Genomic DNA, 18,185 nt, shown 5'->3' on the forward strand with positions numbered 1-18,185 from the left:
CACCCTCCCAACGGCCACGATGTTGTGATAGTTTTTATTATTGCAGGGGGCTGCGACGTTCGCCAACCCGCAATTTCCCTTAGCGCTTGATGCACGCGGTTTGAGCCGCTGTCGCCGCCAGAACACGCATCGCCGCCCACTTGCCGCCCAGCCGCAGAGGCCCCCTTGCGCTATGATAGCTTTTGCTATCTCAAGGGCCCGCATCGCGTTTGCGACAAGAAGATCACGGGGATGAATATGAAGACGTTCTGGTTGATGGGCTGCGCCCTGGCGGCGCTTTCGACGGGCGCGGCGCACGCGCAGGACAACACGGCGACGGTCGAGGAGATCGTCGTCACCGCGCAAAAGCGCTCCGAAAACCTCCAGGACGTGCCGGTCGCGCTGACCGCCATCACCGGCCAGGCGCTGGCCAACCAGGGCGTCAACAACGTCGTGGCGCTGAACAACCTCGCGCCGGGCCTGCGCGTCAGCAGCGGCGACGCCGCGGCCAACCCGAAGATCTTCATCCGCGGCGTCGGCCTCAGCGACTTCAACCCGAACTCGTCGAGCGGCGTCGGCGTCTATGTCGACGGCGTCTATATCGGCTCGCCCCTGGCCCAGATGGCCGGCTTCTTCGACCTCCAGCAGGTCGAAGTGCTGCGCGGCCCGCAAGGCACGCTGTACGGCCGCAACACCAACGGCGGGGCGATCAACGTCACCACCAAGCGTCCGACCCAGACCTTCACCGCCGACGTCGCGGCCGAGTACGCCACCTACAACGCGGTCAACCTGACCGCCGCCGTCGGCGGCCCGATCGTGGAGGACAAGCTCGCCTTCCGTGTCGCCGGCCAGTACGTCGCCGACGACGGCTTCACCTACAACCGCGTCACCGGCAACGACGTCAACGCCACCGACTATTGGGCCGGCCGCGCCCAGCTGCTGTTCACCCCGACCGAGGACTTCGAGGTCCTCGCCCAGGTGAACCGCTTCGTGAACCGCGGCGACGCCACCGCCCCGCAGCACCGCGCGCTCTTCCCGGCGACGCCGGAAGCGGCTGGCCCGACCGGCTTCTGCGCCCCGACGCTCTACGCCAGCGGTCTCTGCACCGACCTGCTCGGCTATGCGGATACCGACAACGACCGCTACGCCGGCGACTACAACCTCGAAGGCAAGGACAAGGTCGACCTGTTCGGCTCCTCGCTGGAAGCCAACTGGGACCTGGGCGCGGTCTCGCTCGTCTCGGTCACCGCCTACCAGTGGGCGCACCGCAACGCCCTGGAGAACACCGACTCCAGCCCGCTGCAGATGATCGAGATCAACTACCTCTCGCGCTCGCAGCAGTTCACCCAGGAACTGCGCCTGCAGTCGAACGACCCGGCCGCGCGCCTGAAGTGGGTCGCGGGCCTCTACTACATGGACGAGACGATCAAGAACGCGACGCAGCAGGACATCCTGCGCGACCTGCGTCCGCTGTTCACGACGCCCGACAATCCGACCGGCGTCAGCCTGGAAAACAGCGTCGCGGTGTTCGGCACGCCCTACACTCAGAAGACCAAGGGCTATGCGATCTTCGGCCAGGCCGACTACTCGATCAACGACCGCCTGACCGCGACCGTGGGCCTGCGCTGGTCGGCCGACGACAAGGACTTCAACTACCGCAGCACCGCGGAAGGCTCGATCGTTCTGCTGGAGTCTCAGCAGAGCAAGACCTTCTCCGATTGGTCGGGTCGCCTGGGCCTGCGCTACGCGGTCAACGACGACGTCAATGTCTACGCCACCTACAGCCGCGGCTATAAGGCGGGCGGCTTCTTCGGCGGCCTGGCGACCACGCCGGAAGAGCTGGAGCCCTACGACAACGAGACGCTCGACGCCTACGAAGTCGGCGTGAAGTCCGAGCTGTTCGACCGTCGCGTGCGCCTGAACATGTCGGCTTTCTACTACGACTACCAGAACCAGCAGGTGTTCGCCCAAGCCCTGCGCAACGGCCTGACGGTCCTCGTGCTCGACAACGCCGCCAGCTCCAAGGTCTACGGCGCCGAGGCCGACCTGACCGCGCGTCCGACCGAGAACCTCTCGATCAACGCCGGCCTGTCGCTGCTCAACGCCAAGTACGGCGAGTACGAGTCGGACGGCGACGACTTCACCGACAACCGCCTCCCGCAGTCGCCGAAGGTGACCTTCAACGCCGCGGTCAACTACACCTTCCCGCTGGCGTCGGGCGCCTCGATCGTGACCAGCGCCGACGCGGCGTACTCGTCGAAGATCTACTTCGACAACTCCAACGCCGATCGCCTGTCGCAAGACGGCGTCTGGATCGCCGGGGCGCAGGCCAGCTGGCGTTCGCCCGACACCTCGATCGAGGCCGGCGTGTTCGCCCGCAACGTGTTCAACGAGGACTACTTCGTGTCGATCTCGAACATCGACAGCCTCGGCCAGGACCTGCTGACCTACAACAAGCCGCGCAGCCTCGGCGTGTTCCTGCGCTACCACTACTAAGACCGAACAACTGAGCTCCGGCGGCCCTGGCGTCTAAGTACGCCAGGGCTTAGCCATGCTTTCGCCGGACGTCCCGGCCCTGCTATACATTTTGCGATCGTCGATCCGGCGAGAACCTGGAATCAAATGGCGAAACGCGCATCCGCTTCAGCCGCCGCAGGCGCGGCTCCCTCGCTCGACGCCAAGTCCCTGCCCTCGCGGCCGCGCGGCAAGAACACCTATGAAGTGGTGCTGACGACCGCCGGCGAGGTGCTGGCCGAGGTCGGGTTCGAGCGGCTGACCACCAATCTGGTCTGCGAACGGGCGGGGCTGACCCCGCCGGCGCTCTATCGCTACTTCCCGAACAAGTACGCGCTGGTCTCTGAACTGGCCCGCCGGCTCATGGAAGCCCAGGACGAGGCCGTCTTCGAGTGGCTCGAGGAGGGCGGCGCGATCTCGACGACGCTCGATGAAGCGGTCGAGAAGAACCTGCGGCTGCAGAAACGGCAGATCGAGATCACCCGCAGCCAGCCTGGCGGCCTCTGGATCCTGCGCGCCATCCGCGCGGTCCCGGCCTTCCAAGAGGTCCGCACGGCTTCGCGCAACACGGTGCTCGACCGGATGTTCGAGGTGCTGCGCCAAGCCTATCCGAATGTCAGCGACGATCATCTGCGCACCGCCATGCGGCTTTCCGAGCAGATGACCTACGCCGCCGTCGAGATGATCATCGAAGACCCCACCCTCGACGACGACAAGGTCGCCGAGGAGGTCAGCTGGATGGTCAGCCTGTACTATCACCAGCTGCGGAAGCGCACCGCGACGCCGTCAGCAGGCCAATAGCCGTCAGGGCGAGGACGAGGAGCACGGCCGACAGGCCAATGGCGCCCCTCACCTCGTCGTTGCTCACCACGAACGAGGCGACCAACGGGCCGAAGCTGCTGCCCAGCAGTTGCGCGGTTCCCAGCTGCATGGCCGCGCGCCGCGTGGGGTCGAGCTGGATCAGCAGCAGCGTCTGGAACGGCAGGGCGAACAGCCAGAGGAAGCCGAACACCGCCACCGCGCCCATGAACAGGGCCGCCTGCGGGGCGCCGAACAGGATCGCGAGGATGCCTCCGTTCAGCGCGCCGACGGCCAGCAACACGATCCCCGGCCGCTGCCAGCGCCGCGCGGCCAGCGTCGCCGCGGCCCCGCCCGCCACCTGCATGCCCAGCGCCACGGCCACCGCCAGGCCGGCCTGCTTGGCCGACATGCCCGAGAGCTCGGCCAGCGGCTCGAGATAGACCCAGAGCGCGACGATGAAGGCCATGAACAGGAAGCAGGCCGCCAGGCCCAGCAGCGGACGCAGGCCGATGCCTCCGCCGCCTTTCTCCGCCTTCGGCAGCGGCGAATAGCTGTTGGCGCCGGCCAGGGCCGCGACGGCGGTCAGCAGCGAGATGACCCCAAGCGCCTCCAGCGCGCCGTTGATGCCGAACCACGGTACGACGGTCGCCGGCAGCACCGCGGCCAGGACCAGCTGCGCCAGCGTCTGCACCGTCACGAAGACGCCGGAAAGGTGCTCGGGGCGCTGGGCGCGGGTGATGGTGCTGATCGCCGCCCACAGCATCAGGCCCGCGAATACCCCGGCCGCGCCGCGCATGGCGATCACCGCGACGCCGCTCGCAAAGCAGGTGCCGAACATCGCGCCGGCATGGGCAACGCACGCCAGCGCCAGCTTCAGGCGGACCCGGTCAGGCTTGAGGAACGCCGCGGCCAGGCCGCAGGTCAGGCCGAGCGCAAGCAGCTCGACGGTCGCGGCCAGGCCGATCTGCGAGGCGGTCAGCCGTCCCTCGGACTCAAGTCCGCCCAGGACGACGGGCTGCAGGCCCGCGATCAGCAGAGCCACGACGCCGATGGTCAGCGCGATGGTGACGTCCCGACGGCTGGCGGCGGGAGCGCCCGCCACGCTGAGGGCCGCGGTCACGACTTCTGGCCGTAGGATTTGAAGCGCTGGAGGATGGTGTCCATCTCCTGCTTGTCGAGCAGCTTGGGGCCGCCGATCGCCAGCGTGCCCCAGTAGACCGCCGACTGTTCCTCGACCTCCTCGGCGATGGCGAGGGCGGCGTCCAGGTTGCGGGCGACGACGATCTGGCCGTGATTGGCCATCAGCGCCGCGGCGCGGCCGTCGAGCGCTTCGACCACGGACTGGGCCAGTTCGGCCGAGCCGAAGGTGGCGTAGGGCGCGACCGGCACGCTGGAGCCGCCGCCGACGGCGACCATGTAGTGCATCGACGGGATCTCCAGCCCGGCGCAGGCCAGGATCGTCGCGTGCCGCGAGTGGCAATGGACGACGGCGTTGGCGTCGGGGCGCCGCGCCAGCAGCCCCCAATGCATCTGCCATTCGCTGGACGGCTTCAGGCTGCCCTCCGGCGTCGAGCCGTCGGGGGCCACATAGACCATCTGCTCGGCGCTGAGCAGCGAGGGCACCACGCCGCTCGGCGTCACCAGCATGCCTTCGCCGAAGCGGGCCGAGACGTTGCCCGAGGTGCCGCGGTTGAGGCCGCGGGCGTCCATCGCCCGCATCACATAGGCCATGCGCTCGCGCAGCTGGCCTTCGTCCATCTTCTGAGCCATCAGGCGCTCTCCGCCGTGCGCGCCGCGGTCATCGCCGCCTGCGTCGCGTCGAAACTCTCGAGCTTGCCCAGCGTCGCCAGGCCTTGCGCCACCTGCGCCGCCGTCGCGGTGGCGAACCGGCAGGCTTCCAGCGGCTCCCAGCCGCGATTCAGCGCGGCGATGAAGCCGGCGCAGTAGGAATCGCCGCAGCTGGTGGTGTCGATCGGCGTGATCCTGTGAGCCGGCAGCGTAAACCGGCCGCTCGGCAGCACGATGTAAGACCCCTGCCCGCCGTTCTTGATGATGCAGGCCTTGGCGCCCAGGGCCAGGAAGGCGTCGGCCGCGGCGTCCAGATCCTCGGTCCCGGTCAGCGCCAGGGCCTCGGCCGCGCTGGGCATGAAGTAGTCGACGTAGGGCAGCAGGCGCTCCAGCTCCTGCAGCGCCGAGGGCTGCGGCGAGATCAGGTCGCAGGTGATGATCGCGCCGGCCTCATGCGCCGCGCGGAGCAGCTCTGCGCCCGGTCCGCGGTCCAGTTTCGGCCCGCCAACGCCAGCATAGTGGAGGAAACGCGTCTCCCGCGCGGCGGCCAGGACCTCGTCGGTGACGGTGGCGAACATGCCTGCGCCCAGGGCGTGGAAGTTCGGCCGCCGGCCTTGCGAATCCACCGCCAGCACGGTTGTCGATGTCGGGGCCCCGTCCATGGTCGTCAGCAGCGAGGTGTCGACGCCGGCCTCTTCCAGGGCCATGCGCACGAAGCGCCCGATCAGGTCGCCGCCGACCGCCGAGGCCAGTTTCACCGGCACGCCCAGCGTCGCGGCCACCATCGCCGCGCCTGCGGCAGTCCCGGCCGGGGCGCAGGCGATGCCCTCGATGAGGGTCGTGCCCTCGCCGCTCGGCAGGCCGTCGATCGGCCGCGCCACGACGTCCAGCGTCGTCAGTCCAATGGTCAGCAGTCCGGACTTCATCGGTTCTCTCCCCTACGCCTTGATTAGTAAGCCCGGCTCGCTAGGATAGTCAAAACTATCTTAGAGGGGCCGACATGGTTTGGACGAACAGCAAGGACAGCGAACTGCGTGAACGGGCGCAGGCGGTCATCCCCAACGGCATGTATGGCCACCAGTCGGTCATGCTCCTTCCCGACGACTATCCGCAGTTCTTCGACCGCGCCCAGGGCGCCTACCTCTGGGACATGGACGGCAACCGCTACGTCGACTTCCTTTGCGGCTATGGCCCCAACCTGTTCGGCTACGCGCACGCGGGCATCGACCAGGCCTATTTCGACCGCGCCAAGCTCGGCGACACCATGACCGGCCCGGGCGAGGCCATGGTCCTGCTGGCCGAGGCGATGACCGCCCAGGTCAGTCACGCAGACTGGGCGATGTTCTGCAAGAACGGCACCGACGCCACGACCATGGCGATGATGATCGCCCGCAACCACACCAAGAAGAACACCATCGTCCTGGCCAAGGGCGCCTATCACGGCGCTGCGCCGTGGTGCACGCCGGTCAAGAACGGCGTCGCGCCGTCGGACCGCGCCAACCAGGTGTTCTACGAATACAACGACGTCGAGAGCCTTGAGGCCGCGGTGAAGGCGGCCGGTTCGGATCTGGCGGCGATCTTCGCGTCGCCGATCAAGCACGACACCTTCATCGACCAGGAACTGCCCAACCCCGAATACGCCCGCCGGGCCCGCGAGCTCTGCGACGAGCACGGCGCGCTGCTGATCGTCGACGACGTCCGCGCCGGCTTCCGGCTGGCCCGCGACTGCAGCTGGGCGCTGGTCGACGTGAAGCCTGACCTCTCTACCTGGGGCAAAGCGATCGCCAACGGCCATCCGATTTCCGCCCTGCTGGGTTCGGACGTCTGCCGCTTCGCTGCGGCGACGATCTACGCCACGGGGTCGTACTGGTTCTCGGCCGCGCCGATGGCCGCGGCTCTGGAGACCCTGAAGCTGATCGCGCAGACCGACTACCTGGAGCACACCATCGCCCTGGGCGAACGGCTCCGCGCCGGCCTCGACGAATCGGCGGCCCGTCATGGCTTCGCCCTGCGTCAGACCGGTCCCGCTCAACTGCCGCTGATCATGTTCGACGACGATCCGACCTCGGCGAAGGGCTATCTCTGGAACAACGCCCTGCTGAAGCGCGGCGTCTACTTCCACCCCTGGCACAACATGTTCATCTGCGCGGCGATGACGACGGCCGACATCGACCAGACGCTGAACGCCGCCGACGACGCCTTCAAGGTGGTCAAGGAGGCCGGCCCGCTGGAGCCGGTCGCCAAGCTGGCGTTCCTGCACCAGATGGTCGACGGCCACTAGGCGGCTAGCGCCCGCCCTCGACCCAGGACACGCCGGCCGTCAGGAAGACCTCGGCCAGAGCCGCCTCCAACTCCAGCGCCTCCCAAGGGCGCATGGGGTTGAGGGGGCTCACCAGGTCCGGCAGCAGCCTCACGCCGAAGCGGCGGGCTGGACCGCTGGCCTTGTATCCGGACTTGTGCTGGTCGAAGCGCATGTCCGGATCGCGGGAGGTCTGGCCGACATAGAGGCCCCAGGGATCGGGCCGCCGGTCGTCATGCAGCAGAATGACATAGACCGACTGCTTGGCGCCGGACGCGCCCCGCGTCGTGGCGCGCAGGCTCAAGGCCGCGCGCCGCGCTCGTCCCAACCAGTCAGGCGCCCCCTGGATCATGGCCGCCAGCCTACCGGCTTGCCCCGAATGGAGCGAGCCTGACCGCTAGAAACTGCGGCGGGCGCTCTGGCGCCAGTATCGACGTCTTAGAGAGTGGTCCGCCGACCGGCGCCGGTTCGCCACACCCCTCCGCAGGTTTCCCCATGTCTCTTGCGAATAGTTCGCAGTCGCTATAGGTCGCGTAGGTGCAGTTTGCAATTCACTCGCAATACCGGCGCTGATGACCATCGCGCATGGGCGGACAGGAAACACAGATATGCTGAAGATCACGACCCTGGCGCTGAGCAGCGCCCTGATGCTGGCGGGCGCGGCCCAAGCGCATGAAGTCTGGCTGGAACGCGACGGCGCAGGCCCCGCCCGCGTCTATCTGGGCGAGCCCGCCGATCCGGTGCCGCCGAACGGCGACCCCGAGTTTCCGAACCTGAAGGCGCCCGTGGTCTTCACGGCCGATCCGGCCGCGCCGGCCGCCCTCACCCGCAAGGCCGACCACATCGAAGCGGCGGTAAAGACCGCCGGCGACGTCCGCGCCAAGGACGACAACGTGTTCGAACCGTGGAAGGGCCAAGGCGACAAGATGGAAGGCGCCGCCTACTACGCCCGCGCCGGCCGCGCCGAGACCGCGACCAAGCTCGACCTCGAGATCGCGCCGGTGGCCGCGAACAGCGACACCTTCGTCGTGGTGTGGAAGGGGCAGCCGCTGGCCGACGCCTCGGTGAACATCGTCAATCCGGACCGCTGGCAGAAGTCCTTCAAGACCGACGCGGCCGGCAAGGTGGCCGTGCCGACCAGCTTGAAGGGCCGCTACCTGCTGGCGGTCAGCCATCCGGTCGACGGCGAGGCGACCATCGCGGGCAAGCCGGTCGCCAAGGTCTATCACACTTCGACCCTGACCTTCGTGAAGTGACTTGCCTGACCCTGGCGCCGGCACAGGCGCCGGGGTCAGATCCCTAGGAATACAGAGGGCCTGGCGGCGCTCAACGCCCTGACCGCGCTCGGCGAGGCCGCGCGTCCGGCGCTTCGAGCGCGGCGCCGGCAGTCAGCGGGACACCCGGCCTATCCGGTCTTCCCGATGGCTGGCCGGGCCTAGTTCGCGGCCATCCAGTCCACGCAGGCGTCCAGGATTTCGGCCAGGACCTCCGGGTCCTTTCGGCCGCTCTTGGCGGGGGCGTGGAACGAATGGTCGGCGAATTCGGCGAGCGTCAGGCTCGCCCGCGGGCGCAGGCCCGCGACGGTTTGGTTCAGCAGATCCAGGCGGGCGAACTCGTCATTGGTCCCCTGCAGGAACAGCATCGGGAGCTTGATCTCGGCGAGGTGCGCTGCTCGCTCGACGCCTGGCTTGCCCGGCGGGTGCAGCGGGAACGCGAAGAACACCAGTCCCCGCACTCCGGGCAGCGGCTGCTCGGCCTGAGCCTGCGAGGTCATCCTGCCTCCGAACGAGCGGCCGCCGGCGAACAGCGGCAGGTCGGGCGCAAGTTCGGCGCCCTTGGCGACGGCGGCGCGGACGGCTTCATGCGCTAGGGCTGGAGAGTCCGGCCGCTTCGAGCCGCGCTCCATGTAGAGGAAGTTGTAGCGCAGGGTGGCGATGCCGCGCGCCGCCAAGCCCTCCGCCGTGGCGGCCATCGCCTTGTGCGCCATGCCCGCCCCGGCGCCGTGCGCCAGGATCAACGCCGCGCGGGCGCCTGCGGGGCGCATCCACAGGCCCGACACGCTGCGCTCCGCATCCAGCGGAATGACGACTGGATCCATGACTACAACCACTTCGACCGCTTGAACTGGGCATAGAGCCCCAGGCAGATCACGATGATGACGACGATCACCAACAGATAGCCGTAGCGCCACTTCAGTTCCGGCATGACCTCAAAGTTCATGCCGTAGATGCCGGCGATGGCCGTCGGGACCGCCAGGATCGCGGCCCAGGCCGCCAGCCGCCGCGTGATCACGCCCTGGCGCTGCTGTTCCATCAGGCTGCTGGCCTCGAACACGGACGAGAGCACTTCCCGAAGCGTCTCAACGAGCGAGGCGACTCGCCGGAGGTGGTCGTAGACATCGCGGAAGTACGGCCGAACGTCCCAGTCGATGCACGGCATCTCATGGTGCTCGAGGCGGCTGGCCACTTCCTCCATCGGGCCCAGCACCCGCTTGAAGCGCATCAGTTCGCGGCGCAGGGCGAAGATGCGCAGCACCTCGGCGCGGCTCAGGAAGGCGTCGAGGGCGTACCGCTCCATCTCCAGCACCTTCTCCTCGATCGCATCGACGATCGGGAAGTAGCCGTCGACGATGAAGTCGAGCACGGCGTGCAGGACGTAGTCGACGCCGTGCTTCAGCTGGGCCGGCGCGGCCTCGAGATGCTCGCGCAGCTCCAAGTGGGCGCGGGCCGAGCCGTGGCGGACGGTGATGATGTGGGTGGGGCCGACGAAGATGTCGGTCTCGCCATAGCCGATCGTCTCGCCCTCCAGGTGGGCGGTGCGGGCGACCACGAACAGCTGCTCGCCATAGACGTCGACCTTCGGCAGCTGGTCGGATTTCAACGCGTCCTCGACCGCCAGCGGGTGCAGGCCGAACCTCCGCTTCAGGATGTCGAGCTCAGGCTCGGTCGGCTCGAACAGGCCGATCCAGGCGAACTGGCCCGGCTCCAGCTCCAGGCTCGCCGGATCATGCAGGTCGATCCCCCGCACCCGCCGGCCCTCGCCATAGACATAGGCGGCAATGACGCTCATCGGGGCTCACCACGAACAACGGGAATCGGCGGCAGTGTGCGCCTCCCCCGCCGCCCGGGCCAACCCGCCTAGCTGGCGAGCTCTGCGAGCTGCGCGGGCTGCTGTGCAGCCGCCTGCGCGGCGACGTCGCCGACGACGATCAGCACCGGCCCGTCGAGGTCGCCAGGGATCATCTCGGCCAGGCCGGCGAGCACGCCCGTGAACAGCCGCGCCTCAGGCCGGCCCGCGTTCTCGACCGCCAGGACCGGGGTCGCCGCGAGCCGTCCGGCGGCCAGCAGACGGTCGCGGATCTCGCCCGCGGCCGCGCCGCCCATGTAGATCGCCAGCGTCGCTTCCGGATCGGCGGCGGCGCGCCAGTCCTCGGCCAGGCTACCATGGTCCAGCCGCGCCGTGGTCAGCACCACCCGCCGGGCCTGGCCGCGGTGGGTGAGCGGAAAGCCGAACTGTGCGGCCGCCGCCGCCGCTGCGGTGACGCCGGGAATGACCTGCGCCTCGATCCCGGCCGCCTGCAGCGCCGCCATCTCCTCGCCCACCCGGCCGAACACCGACGGATCGCCGCCCTTCAGCCGCACGACGTTGAGGCCGCGTCGGGCCAGCCGCACCATCAGCCGGTTGATCGTCGTCTGGGCCATGCTGGTTCGGCCGGCTCGCTTGCCGGTCTGGATCTTCAGGCAGTTGGCCGGCGCGAGGTCCAGGATCTCCTGCGGGACTAGGGCGTCGTAGAGCAGCGCTTGGGCCTCGCCCACCGCCCGCGCTGCGCGCACCGTCAGCAGGTCAGCCGAACCCGGCCCTGCCCCGACGAGTAGAACGCGTCCTGGGTCACGCGGCATGGCGCACCTCCTTGCTTTGGGTCTGAGCGATGATCCGGGCGATCTCGGGCCGGCAGGATCCGCAGGACGAACCAGCGCCCGTGGCCTCGCTGACGGCGTCGACCGAGCCGGCGCCGGCCGCGATCGCCGCGCCGATCTTGTCGGCCCGCACGCCTCGGCAGGCGCAGACCAGCGGCGCGCTATCGACCACGCGGCCCGGGGCTCGGCCGATCAGCAACGCCGTGCGGTCGAGCGCGCTGAGAGCCTCCTTGGCGAACAGTTCGGCCAACCAGTCGCGCGGCGGCAGCGCCCCACTGGTGGCCGTAAACAGCACCCGGTCCAGCGCCTCGCCGGCCAGATAGGCCTCACGCAGGCTGCCGGCGGCGGCGTCCTCGTACCGTAATGGCTCGCCCGAGACGCCTTTGACGAGGGCTCGGCGGACCGCCTCGCGTTCAGCCTCGTCGCCGCGTCCCGCGAACTCGTGCAGCTGGCAGCCGTGCTGCGGGATGCGCCGCCAAACGAGATCGAGGCCGGCCGGTGCCGCCCAGCCTTCGCGGGCGATGAAGAACCCGCGCCACGTCTCCCGGTAGGGCCGCACCCGCGCCGGCGTGTGCTTGAACTCCGGCTGCCCGGACTGTGGATCGACCGCCGCGGCGACCAGTGGGTTGGCCCGGCCGCTGGGCGCGAAGGCCTGCGTCCAGTGCATGGGCATGAAGATCGATCCCGGCCGCTGCCGGTCGGTCACCTTGGCCAGCGCCACCGCCTCGCCCTGCCCGGTCTGGACCCGCGCCAACGCGCCGTCGATCACGCCCAGGCGCTCGGCGTCGGCCGGGTGCATCTCGACATAGGGCTCTGGCGTGTGGCGGCAGAGGTCGGGAGCCAGAGCCGTGCGGGTCAGCGTGTGCCAATGGTCGCGCACCCGGCCGGTGTTGAGCGCCAACGGGAACGACGGATCGGTCGCCTGCGCCGGCCCCTTGGCCTGGGTGACCACCATTCGCGCCCGGCCGTCGGGAGTTTGGAAGACGCCGTCCTCGAACAGCCGGGCCGTACCGCCGGCCGCCGTCACCGGCCATTGCACCGGCTCGAGCGCCTCATAAGCCTGCGGCGTGAGGGCCGCCAGCGGCCCCAGCGCCAGCATCCGGCCCTGGTTCTCGTAGTTGGTCAGGCGCGCCCATTCGCGGAACACCTGGGCGGGCGAGCGCCAGTCGAAGGCCTCGGGCCAGCCCATGGCGCCGGCGACGTCGGCGATGATCCGCCAGTCCGCCCGCGCCTCGCCCGGTGGATCGAACAGACGCCGCTGGCGCGAGATCCGCCGCTCGGAATTGGTGACCGTGCCGTCCTTCTCGCCCCAGGCCAGCGCCGGCAGCTTCACATGCGCGAAGTCCATGGTGTCGGTCTGCGCCATGCAGTCGGAGACCACCACGAACGGACAGGCCGCCAGCGCCGCACGGATCTTGCCGGCGTTCGGCAGGCTGACCGCCGGATTGGTCGCCATGACCCACAGCGCCTTGATCTTGCCGTCGGCGATGGCGTCGAACATATCGATCGCCTTCAGGCCCGGACGCGGGGCGACGTCCTGTGCGCCCCAGAACCGCGCCACGCGGGCCCGCGAGGCGTCGTCGAAGTCCATGTGCCCGGCCAAGGTCGTGGCCATGCCGCCGGTTTCGCGGCCGCCCATGGCGTTGGGCTGGCCAGTGATCGAGAACGGGCACGCGCCCGGTTTGCCGATCCGGCCGGTGGCCAGGTGGACATTGAGGATCGCCGATCCCTTGGCCACCCCTTGGGCCGATTGGTTCGCGCCCATCGAGAACAGGCTGACCGTCCGCGGGGTCTGCGCGAACCAGTCGAAGAACTGCTGCAGGTCGGCCAGCGGGACGCCGCAGTCGGCCGCCACCGCCGCGGGGGACTGGTCGTCATGCGACAGCGCCGCCTTCACGGCGTCGAAGCCGGAGACGTGCGCGGCGATGTAGTCGGTGTCCAACGCGCCGCGCCGGTCCAGCTCGGCCAGCAGCCCGTTCCACAGCCGAACGTCGCTCTGCGGGGCCAGGGCCAGGTGGAGGTCCGCGACCTCGGCGGTGTCGGTGCGGCGCGGGTCGATGACCACGTGCCGCTGGCCGCGCGCCCGCGCCTGCTCCATGCGCCGGAACAGCACCGGATGGGTCCAGGCCGCGTTGTGGCCGGAGAACACCACGAGATCGGCGAGATCGAGGTCCTCGTAACAGCCCGGCACCAGGTCGGCCCCGAACGCCTGCTTGTGCGCCACGACCGCCGAGGCCATGCACAGCCGCGAGTTGGTGTCGATGTTGCCCGAGCCGATGAAGCCCTTCATCAGCTTGTTGGCGGCGTAGTAGTCCTCGGTCAGCAGCTGGCCCGAGACGTAGAACGCCACCGAGTCCGGGCCGTGCCGCGCGATGGTCTCGCGAAACCGCCTGGCGACCAGCGCCGTAGCCTCGTCCCAGCTTGCCGCCCGCCGGCCGATGACCGGCGTCTGCAACCGCCCGTCCAGACCGACCGTCGCCCCTAGCGCCGAGCCCTTCGAGCACAAGCGGCCGAAGTTCGACGGATGCGCGGCGTCGCCCGCAACCTCCAACGCCCGCCCTTCCGGCTTGCCCGCGACGCCGCAGCCGACGCCGCAATAGGGGCAAGCCGTACGAACCGCGCCCCCGCCCATCGCCTCAGCTCCGTCCCAGCAGCAGGCGGCCGTCGCGGACCTCCAGCGGTACGACCGGCGTACAGCCCTTGCCGCGGTCGGCGCCCATCGGCTCGCCGCTGGCGAGGTCGATCGACCAGTTGTGCAGCGGACAGGCCACCGCATGGCCGTGGACGATGCCCTGGCTCAACGGCCCGCCCTTGTGGGGACAGGCATCCTTCAGCGCGAACACCTTGCCGTCGCCGGTCCGGAAGATGGCGATGTCGCCCTCCGGAGTCGGCACCCGGCGCGCGCCGCGCAGCGGGATGTCGGTCACCGCCCCGACATCGGTCCAGGCGATCGAGTCTTTCACCAGCACGTTCATGACGGCGCGAACTCCATACGGCGGCTAAGCGGGTTGAACTCTTCGGCATGGCGGCCGGCGACACGTTCGGCCCAGGGGTCGATGCGCGAGAACCTCTGCGAGTAGGCGAACCGGTCGTAGAGCGCCTTGCGGCCCTCGGGATCCTCGACCTGAGCCTTGATGCTCTCCAGGCCGACGCGCGCCATCCACTTGTAGATCCGCTCCAGATACCAGCCGTTCTCGCGATAGAGCTGGGTGATGGCGCAGATGGTCCAGACCGCCTCGTCCTCGCTGGCGACCTTGGTCAGGATCTCGGTGCCCTGGATGTGCAGGCCCGCCGCGCCGCCGACATGGATCTCGTAGCCGCTGTCGACGCAGATCACCCCGATGTCCTTGCAGGTCGCCTCGGCGCAGTTGCGCGGGCAGCCGGAGACGGCCAGCTTGACCTTGGCCGGCGCCCACGAGCCCCACATGAACTTCTCCAGCCGCACGCCCAGGCCGGTGGAGTCCTGCGTCCCGAACCGGCACCAGTCCGAACCGACGCAGGTCTTTACGGTCCGCAGGCCCTTGGCGTAGGCGTGGCCGCTCACCATGCCGGCCGCGTTTAGGTCGGCCCACACCGCGGGCAGATCGTCTTTCCTGACCCCCAGCAGGTCGATGCGCTGGCCGCCCGTGACCTTCACCGCCGGCACGTCGAACTTCTCGACCACGTCGGCGATGGCGCGCAGTTCGGCGGCGCTGGTCATGCCGCCCCACATCCGCGGCACGACCGAATAGGTGCCGTCCTTCTGGATGTTCGCGTGGGCGCGCTCGTTGATGAACCGCGACTGCTTGTCGTCGCGGTACTCGCCCGGCCAGGCGCACAGCAGGTAGTAGTTCAGCGCCGGCCGGCACGAGGCGCAGCCGTCGGGCGTCGCCCACTCCAGCCCCTGCATGGCGGCCGGGATCGACTTCAGCCCTTCGGCGACGATCCGCCGGCGGACCTCGTCGTGACCCTTGGGCGTGCAACCGCACACCGGCTTGGGGCCGGTCTGCGCCTGGAAGCCGTCGCCGAGCGTCAGTTTCAGCAGCTTTTCGACCAGCGGCGTGCAGGAACCGCACGATGCCGACGCCTTGGTGACCGCGCGCACCGAGTCCAGGGTCGAGAGCCCCTGCCCGGTGATCGCGCCGGTGATCTCGCCCTTGCAGACGCCGTTGCAGCCGCAGACCTCGGCCTCGTCGGCCATGGCGGCAACGGCTGCGCTAGGGTCCAGACCCCGAAGGCCCTCCGTCACGCTTTGGCCGAAGATGAGGGTCTCGCGGATGTCGGCGACCTCGGCGCCCGACTTCATCAGGTCGAAGTACCAGGGCCCGTCTGCGGCGTCGCCGAACAGCACCGCCCCGGCCACCTTGCCGTTCTCCAGCACCACGCGCTTGTAGACCCCGCGCCCGGCGTCGCGGAACACGATGTCCTCGCACTCGGCCCCGCCGCCGAACTTGCCGGCCGAGAACACGTCGACGCCCGACACCTTCAGCCGCGTCGAGAGCACCGAGCCCTCGTAGGCCCCCTCGCCCTGGGTCAGGGTCTGGCCCAGCGCCTTGCACATCTCCCAGATCGGCGCGACCAGGCCATAGCACTGGCCCCGGTGCTCGGCGCACTCTCCGACCGCCAGGATCGCCGGGTCGGACGTGCGCATGGCGTCGTCGACGACGATCCCGCGGCCGATCTCCAGGCCGGCTTCGCGGGCCAGCGTCGTGTTGGGACGAATGCCGACGGCCATCACCAGGATGTCGCACGGCAGCACCCGGCCATCCTTGAGCCGCAAGCCCGCAACCTTGCCGTCCTGGCCGACGATCTCCTCGGACTGGGCGCCCAGCACCGTGTCGACGCCGCGCTGGGCCATGGCCTCGACCAGCAGGAAGCCGGCGGAGGCGTCCAGCTGGCGCTCCATCAACACGTCCATCAGGTGGATGACGGTCGCCGCCATGCCGCGCCGGACCAGTCCATACGCCGCCTCGATGCCCAGCAGTCCGCCGCCGATCACCACGGCCTTTGCGCCCGGTCTGGCGGCGGCCGCGACCATAGCCTCGACGTCGTCCAGGTCGCGGAAGGTGACCACGCCCTCTAGGTCCGCGCCCGGCAGCGGCAGCCGCACCGGGTCCGAGCCTATGGCCAGCAGCAGCCGGTCGTAGGGCTCGGCCAGGCCGGACGCCGTGCGCACGACCTTGGCCTCGCGGTCGATCTGCGACACCGCATGACCGGCGTGCAGGGCGATGCCGTTGTCGCGGTACCAGGCCTCGTCGTTGAGGACGATGTCCTCGAAGGCCTTCTCCCCGGCCAGCACTGGCGAGAGCATGATGCGGTCATAGTTCACCCGCGGCTCGGCGCCGAAGATGGTGATCTCGTAGCGGTCAGGGTCGCGCTTGAGCACTTCCTGGACCGCCCGGCAGCCGGCCATGCCGTTGCCGATGACGACGAGCTTTTCCTTGGGCATCGTAAGGCTCCCGGTCACTGAGGAAGTCAAAGGCGAAGCTGGGCGCCGGCGGTCTGCGCGCCCCAGGTCTGGCGCCAGCGCGCCTTCACCCCGGTCAGGCAGGCCAGGGCCAGAAGGGCCAGCCCCGCGAAGGCCAGCAGACCCGGCTGGTAGCTGCCGGTCGCCTGCTTGGCCCAGCCGAGGCTGGCGGCCAGGTAGAAGCCGCCGATGCCGCCGGTCATGCCGACCAGGCCGGTGACGACGCCGATCTCCTTGCCGAACCGCTGCGGCGCGAGCTGGAACACCGCGCCGTTGCCGGCTCCCAGCGCCATCATGCTGAACATCAGCACGCCGAGGGCGATGTAGGGATTGGTCGCCTCGAAGCTGGCCAGGGTCAGGCCGACCGCGGCCAGCATGTAGACGACCGTCAGGGTGCGGACGCCGCCGAAGCGATCGGCGAGCGCCCCGCCGACCGGGCGGATGAACGAGCCGGCGAACACGCAGGCGGCCGTGAAGAAGCCGGCGGTCACCGCGGACAGGCCGTACTCGGAGTTGAAGTAGATGGTCAGCGACGACGACAGGCCGACGAAGCCGCCGAAGGTCACGCCGTAGAGCAGCATCAGCCACCAGGCGTCGGCGGTGCGCAGCACGCCGAGGTACTCGGACAGCTGCTTGGGCGGCGGACGGTTCGGCGCGTCCTTGGCGAAGATCAGATAGACCACGAAGGCGACGGCCAGCGGCAGCACCGCCAGGCCGATGACATTGGTCCAGCCGAAGGTCTGGGCCAGGCCCGGGGCGAACAGCGCCGCCAGGGCGGTGCCGGAGTTCCCGGCGCCGGCGATGCCGAGCGCCAGGCCCTGGTGTTCCGGCGGATACCAGCGCGAGGCCAGCGGCAGGGCTACGGCGAACGAGGCCCCGGCCACGCCCAGCACCACGCCGAGCATCAGCACCTGGTTGTAGCTGTTGATCCCCATGAACCAGGCCAGGCCCAAGCCGGCCATGACGATGACCTGGCCGATCAGGCCGGTCTTCTTGGGTCCGATGTGATCGACCATGACGCCGGCCACCAGCCGCAGGAGCGCGCCGGACAGCACCGGAATAGCGACCATCAGCCCCTTCTGGCCGGGATCGAGGTGCAGGCTCTTGGAAATGGCGACGCCCAGCGGTCCCAGGATCACCCAGACCATGAAGCTGAGGTCGAAATAGAGGAACGCCGAGAGCAGGGTCGGCGTGTGGCCCGACTTTAGGAATGAACGACTCAGCATGGCTGGTTGGCCCCGTGCAGGAATGAACGGAAGCGGCGGCGTCGCCGAAGGCGGAGGTCCGCCCGTCATCGGGCGGTTTCCAGAGGCCGCGAACGCCGTTGTCCTGAGGCCGAGACCAGCAGAACCCGGGTCGCTGTGGGCGTCACGTGCAAATCAGGCGCGAACCGAGAGGTCTTTGCTGCAGCGCAAAATCTCGGCGCCGGCCGAGGGCCGTG

General features: G+C 69.3%; 15 protein-coding genes. 4 read left to right on the forward strand and 11 right to left on the reverse strand.

Annotated elements, in window-relative coordinates; translation table 11 throughout:
• The first annotated feature begins 237 nt into the window (after positions 1-237).
• Positions 238-2,475 (forward strand): TonB-dependent receptor, encoded by a 2,238-nt coding sequence (locus ACSQ2H_RS11375; protein ID WP_436061502.1) that lies wholly within the window; start codon positions 238-240, stop codon positions 2,473-2,475.
• Between the two features lie 126 nt (positions 2,476-2,601).
• Positions 2,602-3,294, forward strand: coding sequence for a TetR/AcrR family transcriptional regulator (locus ACSQ2H_RS11380; RefSeq protein WP_436061503.1), 693 nt, complete (start codon positions 2,602-2,604; stop codon positions 3,292-3,294).
• Here ACSQ2H_RS11380 and ACSQ2H_RS11385 read toward each other — a convergent pair.
• Genes ACSQ2H_RS11385 through ACSQ2H_RS11395 form a run of 3 tightly spaced genes read right to left on the reverse strand, consistent with a single transcriptional unit; the run spans position 3,236 to position 6,008 of the window.
• Positions 3,236-4,414: an MFS transporter gene (locus ACSQ2H_RS11385; RefSeq protein ID WP_436061504.1), complete on the reverse strand. Its 1,179-nt coding sequence runs from the start codon at positions 4,412-4,414 to the stop codon at positions 3,236-3,238. The genes ACSQ2H_RS11380 and ACSQ2H_RS11385 overlap by 59 nt on opposite strands.
• Positions 4,411-5,064: a class II aldolase/adducin family protein gene (locus ACSQ2H_RS11390; RefSeq protein ID WP_436061505.1), complete on the reverse strand. Its 654-nt coding sequence runs from the start codon at positions 5,062-5,064 to the stop codon at positions 4,411-4,413. Before ACSQ2H_RS11390 ends, ACSQ2H_RS11385 begins: the two co-directional genes overlap by 4 nt.
• Positions 5,064-6,008 (reverse strand): carbohydrate kinase family protein, encoded by a 945-nt coding sequence (locus ACSQ2H_RS11395; protein ID WP_436061506.1) that lies wholly within the window; start codon positions 6,006-6,008, stop codon positions 5,064-5,066. The genes ACSQ2H_RS11390 and ACSQ2H_RS11395 overlap by 1 nt, the downstream gene beginning before the upstream one ends.
• A 74-nt stretch (positions 6,009-6,082) precedes the next feature.
• On the opposite strand from ACSQ2H_RS11395, the gene ACSQ2H_RS11400 reads away from it, so the two are divergent.
• A complete protein-coding gene (locus ACSQ2H_RS11400; protein ID WP_436061507.1) occupies positions 6,083-7,363 on the forward strand; it encodes an aminotransferase class III-fold pyridoxal phosphate-dependent enzyme in 1,281 nt (426 codons plus the stop codon).
• A gap of 4 nt (positions 7,364-7,367) precedes the next feature.
• Here ACSQ2H_RS11400 and ACSQ2H_RS11405 read toward each other — a convergent pair whose 3' ends face one another.
• Entirely contained in the window at positions 7,368-7,685 is a 318-nt protein-coding gene (locus tag ACSQ2H_RS11405) for a hypothetical protein (protein ID WP_436061508.1), read from the reverse strand.
• A gap of 304 nt (positions 7,686-7,989) precedes the next feature.
• On the opposite strand from ACSQ2H_RS11405, the gene ACSQ2H_RS11410 reads away from it, so the two are divergent.
• Positions 7,990-8,637, forward strand: coding sequence for a hypothetical protein (locus ACSQ2H_RS11410; protein WP_436061509.1), 648 nt, complete (start codon positions 7,990-7,992; stop codon positions 8,635-8,637).
• 179 nt (positions 8,638-8,816) lie between these two features.
• Here the strand turns inward: ACSQ2H_RS11410 and ACSQ2H_RS11415 are convergent, their stop codons facing one another.
• The 7 genes from ACSQ2H_RS11415 to ACSQ2H_RS11445 form a co-directional block, all read right to left on the reverse strand.
• Positions 8,817-9,479 carry an alpha/beta hydrolase family protein gene (locus ACSQ2H_RS11415; protein ID WP_436061510.1) on the reverse strand — a complete coding sequence of 221 codons (663 nt, stop codon included), beginning with the start codon at positions 9,477-9,479 and terminating at the stop codon, positions 8,817-8,819.
• A gap of 2 nt (positions 9,480-9,481) precedes the next feature.
• Positions 9,482-10,450, reverse strand: coding sequence for a magnesium/cobalt transporter CorA (corA, locus tag ACSQ2H_RS11420; RefSeq protein ID WP_436061511.1), 969 nt, complete (start codon positions 10,448-10,450; stop codon positions 9,482-9,484).
• A gap of 68 nt (positions 10,451-10,518) precedes the next feature.
• The gene (gene cobA / locus ACSQ2H_RS11425) at positions 10,519-11,280 is read right to left on the reverse strand and encodes a uroporphyrinogen-III C-methyltransferase (protein WP_436061512.1); all 762 of its coding nucleotides are present in this window, start codon (positions 11,278-11,280) and stop codon (positions 10,519-10,521) included.
• Positions 11,270-13,930 (reverse strand): molybdopterin-dependent oxidoreductase, encoded by a 2,661-nt coding sequence (locus ACSQ2H_RS11430; protein ID WP_436061513.1) that lies wholly within the window; start codon positions 13,928-13,930, stop codon positions 11,270-11,272. Before ACSQ2H_RS11430 ends, cobA begins: the two co-directional genes overlap by 11 nt.
• A 4-nt stretch (positions 13,931-13,934) precedes the next feature.
• Positions 13,935-14,273 carry a nitrite reductase small subunit NirD gene (gene nirD, locus ACSQ2H_RS11435; RefSeq protein ID WP_436061514.1) on the reverse strand — a complete coding sequence of 113 codons (339 nt, stop codon included), beginning with the start codon at positions 14,271-14,273 and terminating at the stop codon, positions 13,935-13,937.
• Entirely contained in the window at positions 14,270-16,726 is a 2,457-nt protein-coding gene (gene nirB, locus ACSQ2H_RS11440) for a nitrite reductase large subunit NirB (RefSeq protein WP_436061515.1), read from the reverse strand. The genes nirD and nirB overlap by 4 nt, the downstream gene beginning before the upstream one ends.
• Positions 16,727-16,752: 26 nt before the next feature.
• Positions 16,753-17,970, reverse strand: coding sequence for a nitrate/nitrite transporter (locus tag ACSQ2H_RS11445; RefSeq protein ID WP_436061516.1), 1,218 nt, complete (start codon positions 17,968-17,970; stop codon positions 16,753-16,755).
• Between the last annotated feature and the right edge of the window lie 215 nt (positions 17,971-18,185).

This window comes from Phenylobacterium sp. LjRoot97, assembly GCF_964254345.1.
Lineage (GTDB): Bacteria > Pseudomonadota > Alphaproteobacteria > Caulobacterales > Caulobacteraceae > Phenylobacterium.